General features: G+C 37.8%; 19 protein-coding genes and 2 pseudogenes. 10 read left to right on the forward strand and 11 right to left on the reverse strand.

Annotated elements, in window-relative coordinates; all coding sequences use genetic code 11:
* Nucleotides 1-30: 30 nt before the first annotated feature.
* Nucleotides 31-315: pseudogene (locus ASJ81_RS19565) on the reverse strand (DUF6444 domain-containing protein); the annotation flags it as partial.
* A gap of 715 nt (nt 316-1,030) precedes the next feature.
* Here ASJ81_RS19565 and ASJ81_RS19570 point away from each other — a divergent pair.
* From ASJ81_RS19570 to ASJ81_RS19590, 5 genes are all read left to right on the forward strand, one after another.
* Nucleotides 1,031-1,579 carry a pyruvate ferredoxin oxidoreductase subunit gamma gene (locus ASJ81_RS19570; RefSeq protein ID WP_095645824.1) on the forward strand — a complete coding sequence of 183 codons (549 nt, stop codon included), beginning with the start codon at nt 1,031-1,033 and terminating at the stop codon, nt 1,577-1,579.
* A 41-nt stretch (nt 1,580-1,620) separates the two neighbouring features.
* The gene (porD, locus tag ASJ81_RS19575) at nt 1,621-1,908 is read left to right on the forward strand and encodes a pyruvate synthase subunit PorD (RefSeq protein WP_170943415.1); all 288 of its coding nucleotides are present in this window, start codon (nt 1,621-1,623) and stop codon (nt 1,906-1,908) included.
* A complete protein-coding gene (gene porA / locus ASJ81_RS19580) occupies nt 1,908-3,116 on the forward strand; it encodes a pyruvate synthase subunit PorA (RefSeq protein ID WP_095645826.1) in 1,209 nt (402 codons plus the stop codon). The genes porD and porA overlap by 1 nt, the downstream gene beginning before the upstream one ends.
* Complete coding sequence (porB, locus tag ASJ81_RS19585) at nt 3,113-4,003, forward strand: pyruvate synthase subunit PorB (protein ID WP_095645827.1); 891 nt, start codon at nt 3,113-3,115, stop codon at nt 4,001-4,003. Before porA ends, porB begins: the two co-directional genes overlap by 4 nt.
* Nucleotides 4,004-4,543: 540 nt before the next feature.
* A complete protein-coding gene (locus ASJ81_RS19590; protein ID WP_095645828.1) occupies nt 4,544-5,518 on the forward strand; it encodes a hypothetical protein in 975 nt (324 codons plus the stop codon).
* Between the two features lie 419 nt (nt 5,519-5,937).
* Here ASJ81_RS19590 and ASJ81_RS19595 read toward each other — a convergent pair whose 3' ends face one another.
* The 10 genes and pseudogenes from ASJ81_RS19595 to ASJ81_RS19635 form a co-directional block, all read right to left on the reverse strand.
* Entirely contained in the window at nt 5,938-6,393 is a 456-nt protein-coding gene (locus ASJ81_RS19595) for a hypothetical protein (RefSeq protein WP_095645829.1), read from the reverse strand.
* A gap of 471 nt (nt 6,394-6,864) precedes the next feature.
* Complete coding sequence (locus ASJ81_RS19600; RefSeq protein WP_095645830.1) at nt 6,865-7,689, reverse strand: metal ABC transporter permease; 825 nt, start codon at nt 7,687-7,689, stop codon at nt 6,865-6,867.
* A gap of 110 nt (nt 7,690-7,799) precedes the next feature.
* The gene (locus ASJ81_RS19605; protein WP_095645831.1) at nt 7,800-8,564 is read right to left on the reverse strand and encodes a metal ABC transporter ATP-binding protein; all 765 of its coding nucleotides are present in this window, start codon (nt 8,562-8,564) and stop codon (nt 7,800-7,802) included.
* A 237-nt stretch (nt 8,565-8,801) separates the two neighbouring features.
* Nucleotides 8,802-9,794 carry a metal ABC transporter solute-binding protein, Zn/Mn family gene (locus ASJ81_RS19610; RefSeq protein WP_095645840.1) on the reverse strand — a complete coding sequence of 331 codons (993 nt, stop codon included), beginning with the start codon at nt 9,792-9,794 and terminating at the stop codon, nt 8,802-8,804.
* 288 nt (nt 9,795-10,082) lie between these two features.
* Complete coding sequence (locus ASJ81_RS19615; RefSeq protein WP_095645841.1) at nt 10,083-10,532, reverse strand: metal-dependent transcriptional regulator; 450 nt, start codon at nt 10,530-10,532, stop codon at nt 10,083-10,085.
* A 101-nt stretch (nt 10,533-10,633) separates the two neighbouring features.
* A pseudogene (locus ASJ81_RS24050) lies at nt 10,634-11,239 on the reverse strand (GntP family permease).
* Nucleotides 11,140-12,009 (reverse strand): GntT/GntP/DsdX family permease, encoded by an 870-nt coding sequence (locus ASJ81_RS24055; RefSeq protein ID WP_338037696.1) that lies wholly within the window; start codon nt 12,007-12,009, stop codon nt 11,140-11,142. Before ASJ81_RS24055 ends, ASJ81_RS24050 begins: the two are co-directional and overlap by 100 nt.
* 333 nt (nt 12,010-12,342) lie before the next feature.
* Nucleotides 12,343-12,864, reverse strand: a complete 522-nt coding sequence (locus ASJ81_RS19625; RefSeq protein ID WP_095645832.1) for a chemotaxis protein CheW — start codon at nt 12,862-12,864, stop codon at nt 12,343-12,345.
* 28 nt (nt 12,865-12,892) lie between these two features.
* Nucleotides 12,893-14,962, reverse strand: coding sequence for a methyl-accepting chemotaxis protein (locus ASJ81_RS19630; RefSeq protein WP_095645833.1), 2,070 nt, complete (start codon nt 14,960-14,962; stop codon nt 12,893-12,895).
* Nucleotides 14,963-15,299: 337 nt separating this feature from the next.
* Complete coding sequence (locus tag ASJ81_RS19635; protein ID WP_095645834.1) at nt 15,300-15,674, reverse strand: response regulator; 375 nt, start codon at nt 15,672-15,674, stop codon at nt 15,300-15,302.
* A gap of 1,168 nt (nt 15,675-16,842) precedes the next feature.
* On the opposite strand from ASJ81_RS19635, the gene ASJ81_RS19640 reads away from it, so the two are divergent.
* The 5 genes from ASJ81_RS19640 (at nt 16,843) to ASJ81_RS19660 (ending at nt 21,512) form a co-directional block, all read left to right on the forward strand.
* On the forward strand, nt 16,843-17,208 hold the full coding sequence (locus tag ASJ81_RS19640; protein ID WP_095645835.1) for a response regulator: 366 nt from the start codon (nt 16,843-16,845) through the stop codon (nt 17,206-17,208).
* A gap of 736 nt (nt 17,209-17,944) precedes the next feature.
* Entirely contained in the window at nt 17,945-18,142 is a 198-nt protein-coding gene (locus ASJ81_RS19645) for a hypothetical protein (RefSeq protein WP_095645836.1), read from the forward strand.
* Nucleotides 18,143-18,674: 532 nt separating this feature from the next.
* On the forward strand, nt 18,675-20,378 hold the full coding sequence (locus ASJ81_RS19650) for a chemotaxis protein CheA (protein WP_095645837.1): 1,704 nt from the start codon (nt 18,675-18,677) through the stop codon (nt 20,376-20,378).
* A gap of 59 nt (nt 20,379-20,437) precedes the next feature.
* Nucleotides 20,438-20,563, forward strand: coding sequence for a hypothetical protein (locus ASJ81_RS24340; RefSeq protein ID WP_275112592.1), 126 nt, complete (start codon nt 20,438-20,440; stop codon nt 20,561-20,563).
* A 124-nt stretch (nt 20,564-20,687) separates the two neighbouring features.
* The gene (locus tag ASJ81_RS19660; protein ID WP_095645839.1) at nt 20,688-21,512 is read left to right on the forward strand and encodes a CheR family methyltransferase; all 825 of its coding nucleotides are present in this window, start codon (nt 20,688-20,690) and stop codon (nt 21,510-21,512) included.
* Nucleotides 21,513-21,768 lie beyond the last annotated feature (256 nt).

Raw genomic sequence — 21,768 nt, forward strand, 5'->3', positions numbered from 1 at the left:
GCAGCAGTTCAAAGAATGCTCTATTACCTAATCAGGATTATCAACCATTTTAAGAGTTGTTCCTGGATGACCTTCTTGACCTCCAGGGTTCTTTTCGCTCTTTTTACGGAGACTCTTGGGATTAGGTTTTCCTTTGACAAAAAAATCAGTAGAAGGAGGTTTACTGCTGTTTCTGCTATTTTGATTTAAGCGAGATTCTAAAACTTGCAATTTTTCACTAAGCTGTTTTATTTGAGATTCAAGACTCTCAATGTAAGTTGCAATAACTTCAGGATTTGAAGTACACAGAGCAAGAATCTCTTCACGTTTCATCAAAGATAGAAATAACTCATTGTAAATCCAATTTTTCCTCGAAAAGAGGAAAAATTGTGTAGCCCTAAAAAGGCTACCTGAATAGTAACGAATATATTTCAATTCACCGAAAACCTAATAATATTCTACACTATTATCCATGAACTATCAGGCATAAAACAGTGTGAACCTAGAATTAAAAATAAATCTTTCAATAATAATTATAATTCATGATATGAAAGAGATCCAGGTTAACAATTTACCATATAGGTTTTTGGATCCCCGACATGAATGTACATGTCACACTTATTATATTAGAATAATGCTTGAAGAAAGAGTCAGATGCTGTTATTGTTCTGACAAAGTAACAAATGCTGATTATGTCTGATAAAGTAAACAAATGCTGATTATGTCTGATAAAGTAAACGAATGCTGATTATGTCTGATAAAGTAAACGAATGCTGATTATGTCTGATAAAGTAAACGAATGCTGATTATGTCTGATAAAGTAAACGAATGCTGATTGTATCTGACAAAGTAAATAAATTGGATAACATCAGGTCAATTCGTTTAGTATTCGATTAATAGCAGTGTGCCAGACAGCTAATTAAAATTTGCCAAACAGACTGCCGAGAACAGCAAAAATACAGACAAATTCGAAAAAAAACTCGAAAAGTTCGAAAATATTCGAAAATGTTCGAAAAACAATAGATAAAATTTCATTAAAAGGAGAATCTAGATGAAGGAAATCAGAATACACGGTCGAGGAGGCCAGGGTTCTGTTACCGCGGCTGAAATGCTTTCTGTTGCTGCTTTTGAAGATGGAAAGTTTAGCCAGGCTTTCCCCGCTTTTGGGGTAGAGCGTAGAGGTGCCCCAGTCCAGGCATTCACGAGGATTAATAATAATCCTATCAGGCTCCGGAGCCAGGTTTACACCCCGGATTATGTTATTGTCCAGGATGCAACCCTACTTGAAACTGTTGACGTTGCAAGCGGGGTAAAGGATGACGGAATAATTATTGTTAACACAACCGAAAAACCGGAAAGCCTGAAACTCAATACAAAAGCCAGGGTTATGACCGTGGATGCTACCAAGGTAGCAATGGACATCATAGGTGTCCCTATTGTAAATACTGTCCTCCTTGGAGCTTTTGCGGGTGCAACCGGAGAAATCAATGTCGAGTCAATCCAGCATGCAATAAGAGCTCGTTTTCCAGGAAAGGTAGGAGAAAAGAATGCAAATGCAATTCAGAAGGCCTACAATCTTATCAGGGGGGAAGAAGCGTGAGTAACGGATCCGAACAAGACCGAAAGATGCGGCCCGAAGTTCTGAAAAACGAAGAGAAAGAAGAAGGTTTAAACATTTCACGCTGCAGAGTCTGTAAACCTGGTTCTACCCTTATAAATAAAACCGGAGGCTGGAGAAACTTCCGTCCTGTTTATATTTACGAGAAATGTACCAAATGCGGAATCTGCCATATTGTCTGCCCTGATATGGCTGTCAAACCCAGAGAAGACGGCTTTTTTGAATATGATTATGATTACTGCAAAGGTTGCGGCATCTGTGCAAATGAGTGTCCTGCAGATGCGATTGAAATGATTCTGGAGGAGAAATAATGATTGACCCGGCTTACAGAAAAAAAATGGTAGTTGTGGAAGGTTCCTACGCTGTGGCCCATTCCGCAAAAGTCTGCCGTCCAAATGTAATTTCAGCCTACCCGATTACTCCCCAGACGCATATTGTTGAAGACCTATCCCAGTTCATAGCAGACGGGGAAATCCCTAACTGTGAGTATATTAATGTAGAGGCCGAGTTCTCGGCAATTTCTGCCCTTATAGGAGCATCAGCAGTAGGCGCAAGGACCTATTCAGCCACAACTTCTCAGGGACTTCTGCTTATGCATGAGGCACTTTTTAACACTTCAGGTATGAGGCTTCCGGTTATAATGACAGTGGCAAACAGAGCAGTTGGCGCTCCAATCAATATTTGGAACGATCACCAGGATGCGATTTCGCAGAGGGATACAGGCTGGATTCAGCTTTACGCAGAGGATGTCCAGGAAGCATGTGATACCCTGCCCCAGCTCTACAAGATCGCAGAAGACAATGAGGTCATGCTCCCAGGTATGGCCTGCATGGACGGCTTTATTCTGTCTCATGTTTACGAGCCTGTTGTCCTGCTTGAACAGGAACTGACCGACGATTTCCTTCCGTCTTTCCAGCCTGAAAATGTTCTTGACCCTGAAGACCCCAAAACCTTCGGAGCCTTTGCAGCCCCGGACACTTATGAAGAGTTCAGGTATCTCCAGGAGCAGGCAATGCAGAAAGCTCTTCCGAAGATCGAAGCTGTGGCAAAGGAGTTTGAGGAAGTCTTTGGCAGATACCACGGAGGGCTTATTGACGGATACATGCTTGATGATGCCGAAATTATTGTCATGTCTATGGGCTCTATTCTCGGTACTATCAAGAATGTTGTTGATGAGTACAGAGCAAAAGGAGAAAAGATCGGTGTCTTAAAGGTCAGATCCTTCAGGCCTTTCCCGAAGGAGCAGATCTGCAAGGCTGTTAAGAATGCCCACGCAGTTGTCGTGCTTGATAAGAATATTTCGATAGGGACAAACGAAGGAGCTCTCTTTACAGAAACCAAATCCTGCCTCTACAACAGTAAAGTCCGTGTACCTGTGATTGGCTATACTGTGGGGCATGGAGGCCGTGATATTCCTGTGGAAAGTATTGCAAAGGTTATAGAAGAAACCAAGAAAGTTGCAAAGTCCGGAATCACGGTTGAAAGCCAATTCCTGGACCTTAAGGAGGAATCGCTATGAGTAAAACTGCACCAAAAACATATATCACTTCCGGGCACAGTGGCTGTGCAGGTTGCTGTGATGCCTTTGCTGCAAAATTCGCACTTATGGGCGCAGGCCCAAACACAATTGTAGTTAACCCGACAGGCTGCCTGGAAGTCATGTCCACACCTTTCCCATATTCCTCCTGGCAGGTTCCATGGATCCACTCTCTTTTTGAGAACGCAGGAGCAGTAGCTTCAGGTGTGGAAGCTGCTTTGAAGGCTCTTGGCAAAAAGGATGATATCAAGGTTATATCAATCGGTGGAGACGGATCTACTATGGATATCGGACTTGGCGCCCTTTCAGGTGCATTCGAGAGAGGTCACGACTTTACCTACGTGTGCATGGACAACGAGGCTTATATGAACACCGGAGTCCAGCGCAGCAGTGGAACACCTTTTGATGCAAGTACCACAACCACTCCTGCCGGAAAAGTTTCTTTTGGAAACCCGCGCCCCAAGAAAAACATGCCTGCTATCATGGCAGCTCATGGCTCCCCTTATGTGGCCACGACCTCCATAGGTTTCCCAAGAGACATGATACGAAAGGTCAAGAAGGCAACTGAAATCGTGGGACCGACCTATATCCATTCCCATGCCCCCTGTCCAACAGGCTGGGGTTTTGATACCTCAAAGACCCTGGAAATCGCCAAACTCGCAGTCGAAACCTGCCTCTGGCCCATGTATGAAATGGAAAACGGGGAAATTACCCAGGTCAGGAAAGTTAAGGATCCCAGACCAGTCGAGGAGTACCTGAGGGCCCAGAAAAGGTTCAAACACCTCTTCACTATGGAAGGCGGTGAAGAAGAAATAAAGAAAATCCAGGCTACTGCAGACTGGAACATAAAACACTTCGGACTTCAGTAAAAACTGAAGTTTTAATTATTTAATTTTATTTTTATTGTACTTTTTTAATTTTAATTTCTCTTTTTTGATCCGTTTTTTGCTTTAGCATCAAAATGCTACCATATGGAAGCATTTTCATGTAGTTGTGCATGTTATTCGAGGAATATAACCTAAGTTCCGCATTTTTAGGCGCATAAATGTCTCTTGATATCGGATTATGCGCTTAAGTTTAAGCACATAATATTTGTAGCAGAATTTCAAAATCGTGGTCTTCTGACCTCGCAGATTCTCATTACTATATATATGCGCTTAAATTTTGGGAACTAAGGATATAACGTTCTTTTTTGATATTGTGAATATTTGAGATACAGATTTTTGTCCACCTACGAAAAATAAGAACATATCGATATATTTAAAATTCTTAGATTCTAAATGATAAATAAAATCAAAAGTAATATTAAAAACAGTTTTTTCTGAAGGCTTCTAAAAATGACTAATCTGAGTTTTCCTATACAAGAGGTAACTGAATCTGGTTCTCAATTAGTCTCAACTTGTTCAAACATGAATGTTGAAGCAAAACTCGGAATCTTGGTTACTTTACTCTTAGCAATGATAGGTGCCTCATACACACTTTATAAAAATTATAGGGAAAAGCAGAAAAAACTAAAGAGTCTATTTAACCTCATATGGAAAAATTCAACTTCAACAGGGAAAAAAGAAATTCTGGGAAATAGATCTTTTAACGAATATTATTTTTTAAGACCTGAAGACGAAAAGGTTTGGAATTGCCTGGATAATGGAAAAAGTGTACTGATAGTAGGCCCACCTCTTGCTGGAAAAACCAGAATGGTTTACGAATCTTTGAGAAAATCAAAAAAGCATGACCTTATAATTCCAAGGTCTACCGATATAGAGATAGAATCCTTTATTTTGCCCAGGCAAATGAAGTTCTGGAAACCAAAATTGATGTTTATCGATGACTTACATCGTTTTGCAGAACAGCAAAATTTTGAATATTTGTTTGAAGTCTGCCGGAAAAACGAAATTAACCTTATAGCAACATGCCGTTCCGAAATAGAATATAACAAAACAAAGAAAAGGATGCTGGACAAAAATCTGGATTTAGAAACCGGAATTTTTGATCAAATTATTGAAGTAAACGAAATTTCGGAACAGCAGGGAAAAGAAATAGCAGACAATGCTGATCGACATTGGAATGAAGTTAGATTCAATAAGACTGTAGGTTCAATTTTCATGCCTTTAGCGGAAATGGATAGAAGATTTAAAGAGTGTACTTCTGAAGAAAAATCTGTTTTAAAAGCTGTCAAAAAGCTTTACATCTGCGGTGTTTATGACGAAGACCAAATTTTTCAACTTGATAAAATACAGAAAGTTTCTGAGAATGAAGGTATAAAGAAAGAAAAATATCAGTGGGAAGAACTTATCGAAAAACTATGTGAAAAAGAGTTTACGAAAATAAAAAAGACTCAGACACTTAATAATACAGGCATCTGTTTTTCGAAGATCGTTTTTTAAGATACCGTTTTTCAAAGACACCGTTTTTTAAGATACCGTTTTTCAAAGATCGTTTTTTAAGATACCGTTTTTCGAAGATCGTTTTTTAAGATACCGTTTTTCAAAGACACCGTTTTTACAGATGCCTGGAAATCTAGATACCTTTTAATTATATAAAACTACGGATGTACTGAAAATTAAATATAAAATTCTGGAAGTACTGTAAAATACAAAGAAAGTTGAGATATAAAAGAGAAGAAATTTCCCTTCTTCATTCAATAAAAATAGAGTTTTGGAAGCATCTTCTATTCATGGGACTCTTAGAATTACTGGAATTGACAGAATTATTATGAGCTTAAAATATAAAAGAGTGGGGGCCTGATTTTGAATATGATGAAAAAGAGAGAAATTTAACAGAAAAAAGTAAGTTACCGGATGAATTACAAGTCAATCAATGGTAACTGTCTTCTCAGGTCAGGCAAATAGCCTTCTCTGTGCAGGGCTATTTTATAGTCGCTTATTGTTCTGCATAATTTGCGAGTGTATTTTATGCAATCGGTACCAACATCTCCCCTAAATAACAACTTCTCAGTTTTTTCTATGAATTCGGGATAGGTAAAAATAAGCTCCTCTTTGGTGTGCAGGAATAGAGCTGTAAAGTCTCTGTGAATGCCCATGCTTCTTTTAAGCAGTTCGACATTCAGGTGGTCCTCAGACAGATAGGGGTTGAACTTCACAAAGGTATGAAAATCTGCGATATTCTGGTTTAAGGAGTTAAGGATTGAGTATAGAACGTTGTCAGTCTCCGGAAGGGGAATATCCGGAAGATCGAGGCAGTCTCCATCAAAAATCTCATTTTCTTTTATATTTTGGTCCCGGGTTGTATCACGATCCATTTTATCACCCTGATTGTAACAATTTATTTAATAAATAGTCTGATTGCTTCCATTTTATATAACGGGTTCAATCACTTGCTTTGATATAATTTTTAGAACACTTACTGGATTGGCTTAAGTAGCTCCAGATAAATCCATTGTGTTTAGTCTATCGGCGTATCCGTCGCTTCCCCACTCGAAACGGTTGTACGCGCATGGGTTAGATGCTTCAGATTCCGTTTTTATCTCTACAAATCCAGCCTAGAGAGGTTTAGTACCGGATCCTGTGGAATTAATCAATTAAACGTTTAGGCTCTTACATCTCACCATATATAAACTTATGTCTTAATAAAACGGAATAAATATAATTATAATAATATTATGAAAGATTATGAAAAATAATCCTCGAACAGCTACTTAACTAGTACTGGATAAGTACTGGATAAGTCCATAAATGTCCATTTAAAGCCTGTAAAATAAAACTCAGGATTTTTAAGCCCCTGAGTTCTTTATATTCTCGAGTATTTCCATCCCGAAAGAAGCAACCCCATACACAAGGCTCAGTACGAGAATGATAGTTGCACCGGATGGAACATCCAGGGCATATGAAAGACCTATTCCCGTAACGCTGATCACCGTACCAAAGGCTATGGAAATCAGCATCATACGCTTCAGGTTATAAGTAAATTTACGGCTCAGAGAAGCAGGAATGGTAAGAAGAGCGATTACAAGGATAATACCCACGACCTTAATGAGCACTACAATTGTTAGAGCAATTATACAGAGAAGGAAAAGGTAAAGTTTTTCGGTAGGAAGGCCCTGTACTGTTGTGAATTCTTCGTCAAAACATAAGGTAAGAAATTCTTTGTAAAGTAAATAAACCGCACCTACTATTACTACATCAAGAGCTAGCATAAAATAAAGGTCGGAGTAGGGAACTGTTAGAATATTGCCGAAGAGATAGGTCATAAGATCAGGAGCATAACCAGGGGTTAGATAAACAAAAATTATTCCGAGTGCCATTCCAAGAGACCAGAGTATGCCTATAGCACTGTCTTCAGGGATTTTAGACTTCTTGCTCACTGTTCCCATCACAAGAGCCGAAAGCAAGCTAAAGGGAAGAACTCCGAACATAGGATTAATTCCGAGATAATAGCCCAGCCCGACACCTCCAAAGGAAGCATGAGCTATCCCACCACTTATGAAGACTATTTTTTTGACGACAACATAGACTCCTATAATCCCGCAGGCTATGCTTGCAAGAACTGCGGCTGCAAGAGCGTTCTGGATAAAATTATATTGCAGAAAATCAAACATTCTTATTTCTCCGTCTGTTTTTCGAATCAGTCCTTTTCGAACAAGTCCTGATCTTCAGGAGTTTCTCCGTCTGTTTTTCGAATCAGTCCTTTTCGAACAAGTCCTGATCTTCAGGAGTTCTCCTCATGGTTTTTCAGCACCCTGTGAGGAATTCCATGAGCGATCAGCTCAACAGGGCACTGGTAGGTAGCTTCAAGATCTTCAACCGGAATTTCTCTGGAATTGTGATAATGAAGAGTGCGGTTTAAACAGGCTATTTTGTCGACATAAACAGAAACCGCACTGAGATCATGAGTAACCATGATAACTGCCATTTCCTGCTTGAGTCTGCTTAGCAGGCGATAGAGTTCATCCTGCATATGCGGGTCAAGCCCGGAATTAGGTTCGTCCAGAAGCAGAAGTTTAGGGTTTGTAGCAAGAGCTCTTGCAATAAAGACTCTCTGCCGTTGTCCTCCAGAAAGCTGCCCAATTTGCCGGTCTCTGTACTGAAACATTTCTACAGTTTTAAGAGCTTCTTCGGCAGCCTTTTTGTCCTCTTCTCGAAATTTCTTCAGAAAACCTGTATGGCTCATCCTGCCTGTAAGCACAACTTCCCAAACACTGATAGGAAAATCAAAATCAAAACCTTTGTACTGAGGGACATAGCCTACAAGTTCCCTACTCTTTTCCGGTGGTTTCCCAAAGAGTTTTACATTGCCTCTATAAGGTTTCAAAAGCCCCAGGAGCACTTTGAGAAATGTAGTCTTTCCTCCCCCATTAGGTCCGATAATCCCAAGCAGTCCATTGGGTTCTTTCAATTCAAAATTGATTGCCTCAAGAATAGTCTGGGTTCCGTAACGAACCCAGACATCCTTCAGTTCTATAACCTTCTCCATTGCCTTTCCTTCAGAATATCGTTTTTATTTACCGGATTACGAGCATTTGATATTAAGATAGTACTTGAGTTCTGATTAAACCAGGACTCGAGTACTAATTTTACTGACTTCATACCTTAATGACTTCATACCTTAATGACTTCATACCTTAATGACTTCATACCTTAATGACTTCATACCTTAATGACTTCATACCTTAATGACTTCATACCTTAATGACTTCATACCTTAATGACTTCATACCAGGTTTCTGGCAAAAATGTCGGATACATTATCCATATTTGCAACATAATCCTTTGCAAGCGGGTCTACAGCTACAACTTCACCGCCTATCTCCTTAGCTACGGACTGTGCACTTTCCGTACTGAACTGAGGCTGGACAAAGATGACTTTAACCTGTTTTTCTTTTGCAAGACTTATAACCTTTGCCAGATCCTGAGCACTCGGCTCTTTTCCTTCAATCTCAACTGGAATCATGGTAAGGTTGTAGTCCGCTGCAAAATAGCCCCAGGAAGGATGATAGACCATGAAATTTCTTTCCTCTTTTCCCTCGAGCTTTTCGCGGATCCTTGAATCCAGAGCGTCAAGTTCCTTAAGATAGGTATCTCTATTCTGAGTATAGTAAGTTTTGTTCTCAGGATCTATTTTGGCAAGTCCTTCATAAATATTCTCGACCATTATCTTTGCATTTGAAGGAGATGTCCATATGTGGGGATCCAGTTCAGTTTCTTCGTTACCTGCTTCAAGTTCCTCTGCATGTTCTTCTGAATGTTCTTCTGCTCCTTCCTCTTCGTGATGATCGTGAGCAGCAAGTTTCCTGAGTTCGATTCCATTAGAAGAGTTTACTATAAGAGTTCCAGTGTTAATAGATTTGAATCTGTTGATCCAGACTTCCTCAAAGGGCATATCTACACCGACTGTAACATACATACTAGCTTTGCTCACTTCTCCCATCTCTTTAGGAGATGGTTCATAGGTATGAGGGTCTGCTCCTGGAGGAATTATGACAACAGTTTTCACTTTGTCTCCCCCAACTTTTTCTACAAACTCAGCCTGAGGAACTATACTCACAGCTACGATTACAGACTCGTTCGACCCTGATACTTCAACGTCCGGTACTGTACTCTCATTCTCATTAGTTTGGGAGTCGTCCTGACCTGTACAGCCGCTGGCAAAAAGGCTCAGACCAACAGTCAAGAGCACTAATAAAGGTAGAATTTTCAGATTCATATTGAAATCCCATTTCTTCATTTTTCAGTTTTTATTAATTCATGAATATATTTCTGAATGAGATAAGACCAACATTATTCAAAGTCTCTATTATCCAAAATCAGTAGGTATTCAAAATTTGGTATGCACTTAAATTTTTGAATTATTCAGGAAATTTTTTGGTGCAATACCAAATTTATCTTGAAACCCATACTCGGCACTTGATTAGCACTTTAGCTCTTCATTTAGAATTTCATTTAATGTTCCACTTACAGGCATTCAATGGTGTTTTTCTTCATGCAAGCAGTTTCAATGGTGTTTTTCTTCATGCAAGCAGTTTTCATGGCTTATTTCTCCACAAACTCCGAACATCGGGTGTCCCATTGAGCTGCAGATTTTATTTATAGCATCCCTGGAGACAAAAGCTTCAAAACGTAAAACTTCACTACACGCTTCCTCCGACGACAGGCCATAGTGGGTTAAAAGAAGACTAAGAATCCTGTGTCTTCGGATGAGAAATTGTGTATATGCCTCCCCCATTTCCGTTAGATCCACACCCCTATAGGGAACATGATTCAGGTAGCCTGCACTTGCAAGTTCGTTTAAAGTTTTAGTCGTAGTTGAAGGATCGACCTTCAGGACTGAAGAGATCTCTGTGGTTTTTACAGTGCCTCCTTTTTCAAGAATGAACTTAAGATAATCTACCTTTCTCGGAGAGAGCTCAAGGCCCGTAAATTCAGGATAATTTTTCTCATTCATATAGAGAAATATAAAAAACTGGTATTTATTATTTGCCACGTACCAAATTATGTGATCATTGTTGTACTGTGACAAAATTAGAGAAACAATAGACGAAGAAATCAGTAAAAGAAAAGATAAACAGCAGATGTCAGCAGGAAACTCACAATGCCCATTACGGCACTCCCAAGGGTATTTGACCTGAAGACTTCAGAGGGTTCCAGCTCTGCAAGTTCTCCGAAAATCCAAAAGAAAGGATCACTGACATGAAAAATTAGAAAAATGCCTGAAGCTATTGAAAGGATAATGATTTCCGGAGGAAGCCCAAGTTCAGGAACCAGGGGTAGTAAAAGAGAAGGTGCAACAAGCATGGTAACAACCCTTGATCCCTGAACGGTTTGAAGGGCTGCGGCAATGAGAAAAGGCACAAGGATATGAGGAAGGCTCAACTACAAGAAGAACCTGCCAAGAGCTTCCCCTGCTCCGGTCATGGCAAGGGTTGCCCCAAGAGTACCTCCTCCACAAAGGTCAAGAAGAACAATCCCACTTCTCCTCACAGCTTTTTCGACCAATTCCCTTAGTATGGGAAACCTGAGCTTTCTGCCAGAAAAGATGGAGAGAAGGACTCCTATAAGGAGAGCAATGTTCGGGTTCCCCAGAAAGGTGAACACAGAATGAGGGTATTCAAAGTCTGTTTGAAGGAGAATAATGAGTAAAGGAAAAAAGATTGGAAAGTAAGCCTCAAGTCGACTTGGCTTTTCAGCAGGGTTATTATATATTCCTGAGGTTTTTTCCTGATCTTCAGCTTTTTTTCTTTTATTCTATTTGAAAAACCTGCAGTTTTAGACTTTTCTAGATTTTTAGAATACAAGTAGCCTACAATGGAAGTGGGAACTGCGATAAAAGGTCCCATAATAAAAAGCCTGTTCACGTCAGCCGATAGCTCTTCTGCTGCAGAAATTACTACAGGCGAAGGGTAGACAAGGTTAAACGAGGCAACAGCTCCCAGTGCAAGGATTGTTGCAGTGGAAATTGGGGGGTTATCGAGTCTGACAGCCAACTCTTTAGCTATTGGAACAAAGATAACATAGGCAAGAATGTAACACATAAGGGGAACAGAAAAAAGAAAGCCAAGAACATTAAGAGCAAGTAGAGGATTTCTGGAAAAACGTATAATATCAGAAGCTATTAAGGACATTCCTCCGGTTCCCTGGAGCAGGATTCCAATAATACTTCCACGAGTAATAATAATAGCAAAACGAGAAAATACGTTGTCCAATCCTTTGGTTATTGCTTCGACTGTGGCCAGAGGTTCTCCTGCAAGAATTCCTGTAAGAATGGATACAAGGACAATACTTAAGAAAGGGTGTAACCTGAGTCCGGCTGTAAAAATAAGATAAGGAGAAGGGCGAAAAGGAATATGACTACAGGATGCATGTTTAAAGCCTGATTGTGAATCTTTAATATTAGCTTCAGGAGAGTGTAATGTTAGCTTCAGGAGAGTTTAATATTAGCTTCAGGAGAGTGTAATGTTAGCTTCAGGAGAGTTTAATATTAGCTTCAGGAGAGTGTAATGTTAGCTTCAGGAGAGTTTAATATTAGCTTCAGGAGAGTGTAATGTTAGCTTCAGGAGAGTGTAATGTTAGCTTTAGAAGAGTTTAACATTAGCTTTAGAAGAGTTTAACATTAGCTTTAGGGGAGAACAAATGTTTAAATTTAAATACTTTTCTAAATATTCATTTTGGGTGAAAACTATTTAAGTGAGTTTAAGCTGTCGTTTTCTACAGAATATAGTTCAGCAAGTTTAAAAATCCTCTTTCGTAGAGGTGGTTTACTCAGTTAAAGCAATTTCTTCTGGAAAAGACAGCTCACTGAGTTCTTCGATTTCTTCTTCTCCAAGTACTCGTGCAAGATTTAGTAGAATAATAAGCCTGCTACTTATTTCTCCAACTCCTCTTAGATATTCTGCATTGATTTTCGATCTGATCATCTCAGGAGGTTGTTGAATTGAAGAAAGTGGCAGGTTCATGATCTCTTTTACGGAATTTACAAGCATTCCAAGGACTGTATCTTTAACCTCAACTATAATAATTCTGGACAAGCTATCAGTTTCTTTCGAGCTGAACTCAAGCCGCTTGTTAAGGTCTATCACAACGAGGATCTTTCCCCGCAAGTTAATGAGCCCTTTTATGCATGCTGGGGCCTGAGGAATACGGGTGATCCTTGGAACCGAAATAACTTCGGAGACCTGCATGATATCTACTCCGAACTCTTCACCTGAAAGCTCAAAGGTCACTAATTGAAGATTTTCGGAAGAAAATCTTGAACCTTCATCTATTACTTCTTTAAACATTTGAGTTCCTCAAATTAACTCCGAAAGTTTAACTTGACATGTTTCCTGATCCTTCTTTTAAGTTACCAAGTTTGAACTTTTCCGTAGCTTTTTTCATTCTTTCCCCGAGCAAAGAAAGCTCACTGGCCATATTGGCAAGTTCTGACATTGAAGCACTCTGCTCTTCGAGAGCTGCAGCAGTTTCCTGGGTCCCTGCAGCGGACTGTTCCGAGATTGAGGAAATATCCTCCAGAGTGGAAGTGATTTCTTCAATGGACGAGGACTGCTCTTCTGTAGCAGCTGCAACATCTTCAATCATATTTGTAATTTCATTGATTGTAGTAACGATCCCTGCAACCATTTCAACTGCATTATTAACAGATAGTGAGCCAGCCTGCACATCTTTTTTACTGGCCTCTATACTTTCCACAGTTTCGCTGATACTGCCTCTTATTTCTTCGATTAAGCTGGAAATGTTATTAGCAGCACGACCGGATTCATCGGCAAGTTTTCTGACCTCATCGGCTACAACAGAGAAACCCCGACCTTGCTCGCCAGCCCTGGCAGCCTCAATTGCAGCATTTAAAGCAAGCATGTTTGTCTGATCCGCAATCCTGGTAATGAGAATTACAATTTCATTGATTTGTTGAGATTTGGAGTCAAGTTCTGTTATTACTTCCTTAGTTTCATCAACAGAGGAGCAAATACGATCCATTTTTACCAGAATTTCTCTTGAGGCATTTCCAATGCTATTGACAGTACTATTGACAATACTAGTGTTCTTAGAGACTTTCTGAGTATTCTCTGCAATTTCTTGAATATTATGTGTCATATCCTGCATTGCATGAGTGATATCCAATATTTTTGTACTCTGCATTTCGGTCCCATTTGAGATTTCAGTTGCAGTGTCAGAAATTTTCCTTGAAGCTGAAGCCACTTCCTCAGAAGAAGCAGACATTTCTTCTGAGAGTGTAGAAAGGTGAACCGAATTTTCCTGAATTCCTTTTATCAGGCTACGAAGATTTTCAACCATTGATTCAAAAACTTGTGAGAGTTGAGAGATTTCACTTCTCGAATTCCTATTGATTTTAACATCAAGATTTCCGTTAGAAATTTTCTCGGATGCATCGAGCAATTCATAAATGGGTTTTCTGTAGAGGTTCAGAATCACAAAAACAAGTAAAGAGCCGATAAGTATCGAAAGAAGAGTAACGAGAAGAATCTTACTTATAGAGTTTATTATCAGGGTGTCAAGCTTACCTTTCTGATCGTCACTGGCAGCTTCAGCATTTTCTTTAATTTTTGCAGCTATGGCTGCCATATTTTTCACATCAACTGCCTGCCTCTTTTTAAGAATTTCCAGGCGATCAAAATCATTCCGGATTTCTCTAACATTGGAGATTATTGCATCTTCACGCTCAAGATTTTCAGGATTTACGGTCTGCTTATTTAAGTTCTTAGTAACTTCACTTATATTCTCCATAGTTCGATCGAAATTTTCTGCATACTGATCTTCGGGAGTAATTATATAGTTCTGGTATTGGTCTCGAGCTTCCATTGCAAGTATGCTAATTTTCTGGACTTCCTGAGCATTGGATAACTTTTGCTGGAGAACTTCACTTGAAGAACCGTTTTCTGCGTATTGCTGGTATTGAAGCATCTGGTCTTGATAAATCTCATCTGCTTTCTGCAAGATAAGATCGCCTTTAGAAGTGATATTAGCTCTCAGGGCTATCTCTTCGTTGTTTGCTTCAACATAGCTATCAAAGCTTTCTTTAAATTTGTCAGAGACTTCCAGAATAGAATCCATTCGATCCTGATTTACAGGATCAAGGTAAACAAGATATATTTCCTTGGATATAGCTGCTTGTGTGGGTACACGATCAAGATGTTTATAAGTGTCTTCCTTATAAACAGGATCACCATAAATAACATAATTTTCCTGAGCTTCCAGGGCTCCCTGCATATTATTCATGATAAAGGTCATGTTTTGAATGGCTCGGCTTTTTTTTTCCACGTCATTCATACCCTGATAGCCTGTATACCCAACAAAGAAAATTAAAACCAGAAGAAGAGCAAAGCCTATTACTACATGCCCTATTTTTGTGTTTTTATACATCTATCTCACCCTTGCCTCCGGTTTCTCTATCTCTATACCTCTTCTACCTGCATGGACTGTTAACGTATCAGTAGTATCTGCTAAGGAAGGTGAACGGGCGGAAGTGTTTTTATGAAGATTGCCTGATCTTCCAACCGATCATTCAATACAGACTATTTAAAAGTTGATAAATTTTTTGATTAATTGAAAAAAGAAAACATAATGAAAAATTTGTCCTTGTGATTTTAACCCTATTTTGCATCTCTTTAGATATCTACTTAGTCTGCCTTTTAGGCGACTATTTTTATTTTTGCATATACACTGCAACTGTCTTTTTATTTGCGCATATATTATATTTTCAAGAGTCCACTATTGTAAGAAAATCCTCAATCTGTGAGCCAAACTCACCAAAGTTTATGGGTTTGGCAAGAACAGCATAGCATCCAGCTTTAAGGTATTTTTCTTTACTTTCAGGATCGGAATAACCTGTGACTGCAACTACTTTTATACTCCTAGTTTCAGGGTTAAGTTTGATTTCTTGAAGCAATTCAAGACCATGCATTTTCGGAAGTTCCATGTCAAGCAATATCAGGTCAATTTTCACTTCATTGAGAATTTTGAGAGCTTCAAAGCCGTTTTTCGCCTTTTTCGGCTCGTGTCCAAAAGACTTAAGTAAGTCTGCCTCAACGGTCAGATTAAGTAAATTATCTTCAACAATCAGAATTTCAGGCACTTAAATCAACTCCTAAGTGAGGTTGCTTGAAGATTTAGTAAGCTGGTCTTTTTGTAAATAGGATTTTTTAAAAGTTGTTCTTTGCAAACAAGGTTTTGTAAACGAAATTTTGTCAAAGAAACGGTGAATAACAAATTTTCTAATGAATTGATATTCTAATGATACTGAATCATTTAATAAGGTCTAAGACAAGAAAAAATGAAATAAAATCTTTCCTTGTATCTTCAGTACGTATACCATCGTCCTCCCTAAAACCAGGACCGGAAAGTTATGAAATCAATATTTTTTCAACAGTTTACCTTAGGCCTACAAATTGTCCCAGGGTTATTCTCAAATTACAATAATATATGAAGTTTAAGAAAATATAAATTTATTTGTTAGATTTAGATACATAAATTCAATATAAATGTAGTAATGAAAACAATTTATTTGGACTCTGATATCATTTTGGATGTTATTTTTCAGAAAAAATCAAAGTTAGTTCCAGATTAAACATAAAACAAATAAGGAAGCATTTTATTTATAAAAAATAATATGATGACTCTGTTCCAAAATCCAGTGATTTTTGCATTTTTGATAGAAAATCTGAATTAGCAAGAAGAATCCAGTTTTTATCAAAATCAATATTCGCTATCTAAAGACTTGAATCATTAAGTTGTATTACACGGATGGTGACCATTTACAAAATCTAGTGATTTTGAATTTTACATCCATCACTAGATTTTGGTACTGAGTCAATATGATCAACGTTTTATTTAAATCTGTAAATTAAAAACCGAACCAGGCTGAAGATTAGAAAAGAGCCTGTAACTTTTGCAAATATTTTTTTAACATGTCAATTAACCAGAGTATCTAAATAAATTTCAGCCCTCCAATTTTATAAAGACAATTAAAAAATTTAATATAGCAGGTATAGTATATATTTTTCTACACAATTGGGATTAATATATCTTAACAAATAAACTACGCTGGTTACATTTGTTAACCTTACATAATTTTTAAATTAGGTCTTTGATTCATAGTATGAATTTGTGGAGAATATGCAGGCAAGGGGCGAGATTCGGCAAACATCGGAATAAGATGTCGAAAGATGTCGAAACATTCCAAAAAAAGAAGTATAATATCATCCGATATTGTCGCTTGTTCAAGAGCGGAAGAAGGGAAGTGCATGGCCAAAATTATGATTGTGGACGATGCCGAATTTATGCGGATGATTATTAGAGACATTCTTCTGATGCACGGACATGAAGTTGTTGCTGAGGTCAATGATGGAGAAGAGGCAATTCAGATTTATCTCGAAGTAAAGCCCGATATTGTGTTAATGGATATAATTATGCCAGATATGGATGGAAAAGAGGCATTGCAAAAAATTCTTATTATGGACCCTGAGGCAAAAATAGTAATATGTTCTTCTATTGGCCAACAGGCATTCATAACCGAATCAATGAAAATAGGAGCTATGGGCTTTATAGTAAAACCTTTTGAGCCTGATGGAATGCTCGATGTAATAAGAAAAATTGCCGAACCGAATTAGATCCGGTCTAAATCTAGTGGTAAGTAAAGCTACTATTGCATACTGCGTTAACTGAGGCCGCATTAAACAAAGCAATTAACGCTATATTGAGTAAAATAACTGAAGCTGCGTTATAAACTAAACAACTGAAGCTGCGTTATAAACTGAACAACTGAAGCTACGTTAAGCCAAATAACTGAAGCTACGTTAAGCCAAATAACTGAGGCTACGTTAAACCAGATTAACTTAACTGAAATTGAATAAACTAATTAACTTAACGACTCAGTACCAAAACCTAGTGATGAATTTAAATTTCAAAACCACTAGGTTTTGTAATTAGTCATAATCCTTGTGACATAACTTAAAAATTGAAGTCTTTAGATGTCGAATATTGATTTTGATGATAACTGGACTCTTCTTGCTAACTCAGGTCTTCAATTAAAAAATACGAAAATCACTGGATTTTGGAACAGAGTCAACTTAACTGAAAATAAATAAAATAATTAACTTAACTGAAAATAAATAAACTAATTAACTTAACTGAAGCTGCACTAAATCAGGTTGTGTTAACTAAAGCTCTACAAACTGAAATATGCAAAATCAGACAATTAGTAATATTTTTAAATAAACATTATTAGATAAAGTTATTAAAATAAATTTTTATATTTAATAAAAAGTGCTTGAGATGACTATCTTTTAGACAATTTCATGTCTGTCCTTGACGGTCTTAAGGCTTTTACTCGGGGATTATAAAGGAATGTCCAACTCCGGTTGTGATGATTATAGTATATGCGAAATCAGGGAAGAACCGGATACAAACAAAAAAATAGAAAAGCACAGGCTCCAGAAAGAAACAACTGCTTCCGTACGAAATGTTTCTTGCAATAGGCGCATAAGATCTCTGGAGGAACTTTTAGGTTCGTTTGCCGTCGATATCCCTACGCAGTCCTGGTAGCGCAGCATATACGTACATGTTTTATGGCATCCTTTCAAAAAATTCCATAAAACTCCATTAAAACTCTATTAAAACTTCATAGAAACTTCACAAAACTTCATTAAGACTCCATTAAAACTCCACTAAAACTCCATTAAAACACCATTAAAAATCCATTAAAAATCCATTAAAAATCCATTAAAAATCCATTAAAATTTCATTAAAACACCATTAAAACACCATTAAAGCTCCATTAAAGCTCCATTAAAGCTCCATTAAAAATCCATTAAAATTTCATTAAAACTTCACTAAAACTTCATTAAAACTTCATTAGAACTAGAAATGTCGTGATTAAATTGAAAACTAGCACGGAACTGGTTTAGGGATTAAACCAGAAGTAGGGACTAAAGTAAATATCAGGATTAAGCCAGAAGTAGGGATTAAAATATAATTGAACGTGGGACAGAAACTGGAATCCAATCCCGAATTGAATTCAGTGTTGAGAAACCGTCTAAAAAGGAAAAGCTGAACTTCCACAAAGGCAGGGAAAATTATGGATATGTCAAAGTATATGGACATTTTCAGGGCAGAATCTGAAAAATACATCAAAGAGTTGAGCGACTCCCTGCTGGTGCTTGAGATTGATCCTGAAAATACGGAACAGATGAATACATTATTTCGTGCAGCTCATACATTTAAAGGCATGGCTGCAACTATGGGGTTCAAGCAAATTGTAGAGTTAACGCATGAAATGGAAAGTTTGATAGACAGACTGCGCACACGGCAAATTGTACTTAATTCTTCTTTGATTGATGTTCTCTTGATATGTGTGGATACCCTTGATGAGCTTGTAGAAAACGTCTGTAAAAGTGAAGGAGATAAGCCTGAAAAAGAAAAAAAAGAGAAGGCTAATAAATACGAGTTCTATCCTGAGGTTTACGAAGTGATAAAAACATTAGTAGAGATAAATGGTTCTCCTGAAAAAGCCTTCATTGAAAGAATAGAAGATAATAAATTCCTTTCTGCGAAGAAAAAATCAATAAAAGAGATTGATCGACTACAGAAGGAAGAAAAAAACCTAGCTTATCCAAGATTGAGTCCTAAAGTAAAAATTATTCAAAATTCAAGAATAAGTACTGAACAGCTCGACAAATTGATGAATCTTGTGGGTGAGCTCGTAATTAACCGGAGTAGAGTAAACGAACTTACACGCAATCTGAAATCAAAGGAGCTTGAAGCTGCACTTTCGGATTTTCATAAACTAACAAGAGAACTGCAAGATGAAGTGATCGAGGCAAGAATGGTGCCTCTGGACCATATTGCCTATGTTTATCCCAGAATGATAAGAGATCTCGCACGTGTACAAAGCAAAAAAATCGATTTTGTAATCAAAGGGAAAGAAATCAAGCTCGATAGAACTATTCTCGAAGAAATTGGGGATTCCCTGGTTCACCTGCTAAGAAATGCAGTAGATCACGGAATAGAAATTCCGGAGAAGCGTGTGGAGCTTGGGAAAAAAGAGAATGGCACTATACTGGTTGCAGCTTTAAGACAGGAAAATTTTGTCTTTATTAGAATAGAAGATGACGGACGTGGAATAGATACTAATGAAATCAGGAAAGTTGCATTAAAGAAAGGAATTATCTCAAGAGAAAGTACGGAGCAGCTTGAGGAAGAAGAAGTAATGCAGCTGATCTTTACTCCAGGCCTCAGTACCTCTGACAGTGTTACCGATGTCTCCGGAAGGGGAATAGGAATGGATGTTGTAAAAAATAGAGTTGAGCGCCTCGGAGGGTCCGTAAAAGTTGAGTCAAAGCCCGGACTTGGTTCCAGGTTCGAACTGAAACTGCCTTTAACCATTGCAGTTTATCAGGCCATGCTGGTAAGAGTTGGAACGGAAAAGTACGCAATTCCTTTCACAAACATAGTGAAAAACATTGAAGTTAGTTCGCAGGAAACCAAACATATCAAAGGGCAGGAAGTCATTTTAATAGACAATAAAATTCTTCCACTTTTTAGATTGAGAAAGCAGTTTCAGCTACCTGATAATGACAATGAGAACAATATTTACATGGTTATCGTTGAAAAGCATGGGCAACATATTGGGATAGTTGTCGACGAGCTTCTTGGAAAACAGGAAGTAATAGTAAAGAGTTTCAAAAGCAAGCTTCTTGATAATACCAGAGGGTTTGCAGGAGCGACAATTCTGGGTGATGGAAATGTTCTTTTAATTATCGATGTTAACTCCCTGATTTGAAATATGTAAGAAACTTTAATTGGGACAAAAAACCGGGATAAAGTACTGCTGATGAAGAAATGGGTAACGATCCAGTTAGAAAGGGAAATGATAATAAAATAAACATAGAGAAAAATAAAGAAAAAAGTAAAAGGTTAAACAAAAAGATAAGTAAAGAGATAAACAAAGAGAAAGTAAAGAAATAAACAAAGAGAAAAGTAAAGAGATAAACAAAGAGAAAAGTAAAGAGATAAACAAAGAGAAAAGTAAAGAGATAAACAAAGAGAAAAGTAAAGAGATAAACAAAGAGAAAGGTAAAGAGATAAAAGCATGTCAAAATCTGGAAAAGATCCGGGCTTTGAACTTTTAAAGAGAACTATTAATAGAAACACTGGCTTTAACTGTGAACATTATAAGGAAGCCCATTTCAGGCGTAGACTTAACGTGCGTGTCCGAGCCACCAATTCAGAAAGTTATGGAGCGTATCTGAAACTTTTGGAGAAAGATCCTCAAGAGTACGAGTCCCTTTTTGACGCTCTTACTATAAACGTCAGTGAGTTTTTCCGAAATCCAGAAACCTTTAGAATAATAGAAAAAGAGATCATTCCTTCTCTTACTAAAAACAGATCAGGACTATTCATTCGATCAATTCGCATCTGGAGTGCTGGTTGTGCGGCAGGAGAAGAGGCTTATTCTCTTGCTATTCTGCTGCACAGGACCCTGAAAAACGATTTTAATAAGTACAGAATAAGAATTATAGGTACGGATATTGATATTCAAAGTCTGGAAAAAGCCAAAAAGGGCGTTTACAATGAGAATTCACTTAAAAATCTTGATCAAAGCACAAGAGAACGTTATTTTTTGAAGCAGGGAGATATGTATCAGATAATAGATGAGTTTAGGAGTATAACACAATTTAAATGTCAGGACTTAATTTCAGATCCCAAAATCGATCATTTTGATCTTATTGTCTGCCGAAATGTAATGATATACTTTAAAAAGGAAATTCAGGAGCAATTACAGATTAATTTTTACAAGGCTCTCGGAAAAGGAGGATTTTTTATAATAGGAAAATCCGAAACACTGATTGGGGCTGCATCAAGTCTTTTTAGACCTTACAATACAAGAGAGCGCCTGTATATAAAAGAAATCTAAAGAGGCATTTATGGAAGATCAAGAACCTAAGAGTTCAAGCGAATATAAATAACGGGCACTTAAAGAGCTCGAAAACATAGAGATAGGAAGTTTGCCACTTCTCTCTATAAGCTAACAAGTAATCCTGTTCAGGTCTGTTTCTATAAATATAGGTAATGTGAAAAATTTTAAATAGATACTGGATAAATTCAAAAGAACTTTGAAATCAAAGTTGCGCTGGCGCACCCCGCTGCAAGCAACGGGGTATGTCCGCGCC

The organism is Methanosarcina spelaei, assembly GCF_002287235.1.
GTDB classification, from domain to species: domain Archaea; phylum Halobacteriota; class Methanosarcinia; order Methanosarcinales; family Methanosarcinaceae; genus Methanosarcina; species Methanosarcina spelaei.

Excerpts from the sequence above, each read along its gene's own strand:
- ASJ81_RS19570 (WP_095645824.1), top strand. The coding sequence starts at position 1,031 with ATGAAGGAAATCAGAATACACGGTCGAGGAGGCCAGGGTTCTGTTACC.
- porA (WP_095645826.1), top strand. The coding sequence starts at position 1,908 with ATGATTGACCCGGCTTACAGAAAAAAAATGGTAGTTGTGGAAGGTTCC.
- porB (WP_095645827.1), top strand. The coding sequence starts at position 3,113 with ATGAGTAAAACTGCACCAAAAACATATATCACTTCCGGGCACAGTGGC.
- ASJ81_RS19590 (WP_095645828.1), top strand. The coding sequence starts at position 4,544 with ATGAATGTTGAAGCAAAACTCGGAATCTTGGTTACTTTACTCTTAGCA.
- ASJ81_RS19595 (WP_095645829.1), bottom strand. The coding sequence starts at position 6,393 with ATGGATCGTGATACAACCCGGGACCAAAATATAAAAGAAAATGAGATT.
- ASJ81_RS19600 (WP_095645830.1), bottom strand. The coding sequence starts at position 7,689 with ATGTTTGATTTTCTGCAATATAATTTTATCCAGAACGCTCTTGCAGCC.
- ASJ81_RS19605 (WP_095645831.1), bottom strand. The coding sequence starts at position 8,564 with ATGGAGAAGGTTATAGAACTGAAGGATGTCTGGGTTCGTTACGGAACC.
- ASJ81_RS19610 (WP_095645840.1), bottom strand. The coding sequence starts at position 9,794 with ATGAATCTGAAAATTCTACCTTTATTAGTGCTCTTGACTGTTGGTCTG.
- ASJ81_RS19615 (WP_095645841.1), bottom strand. The coding sequence starts at position 10,532 with ATGAATGAGAAAAATTATCCTGAATTTACGGGCCTTGAGCTCTCTCCG.
- ASJ81_RS19625 (WP_095645832.1), bottom strand. The coding sequence starts at position 12,864 with ATGTTTAAAGAAGTAATAGATGAAGGTTCAAGATTTTCTTCCGAAAAT.
- ASJ81_RS19630 (WP_095645833.1), bottom strand. The coding sequence starts at position 14,962 with ATGTATAAAAACACAAAAATAGGGCATGTAGTAATAGGCTTTGCTCTT.
- ASJ81_RS19640 (WP_095645835.1), top strand. The coding sequence starts at position 16,843 with ATGGCCAAAATTATGATTGTGGACGATGCCGAATTTATGCGGATGATT.
- ASJ81_RS19645 (WP_095645836.1), top strand. The coding sequence starts at position 17,945 with ATGTCCAACTCCGGTTGTGATGATTATAGTATATGCGAAATCAGGGAA.
- ASJ81_RS19650 (WP_095645837.1), top strand. The coding sequence starts at position 18,675 with ATGGATATGTCAAAGTATATGGACATTTTCAGGGCAGAATCTGAAAAA.
- ASJ81_RS24340 (WP_275112592.1), top strand. The coding sequence starts at position 20,438 with ATGGGTAACGATCCAGTTAGAAAGGGAAATGATAATAAAATAAACATA.
- ASJ81_RS19660 (WP_095645839.1), top strand. The coding sequence starts at position 20,688 with ATGTCAAAATCTGGAAAAGATCCGGGCTTTGAACTTTTAAAGAGAACT.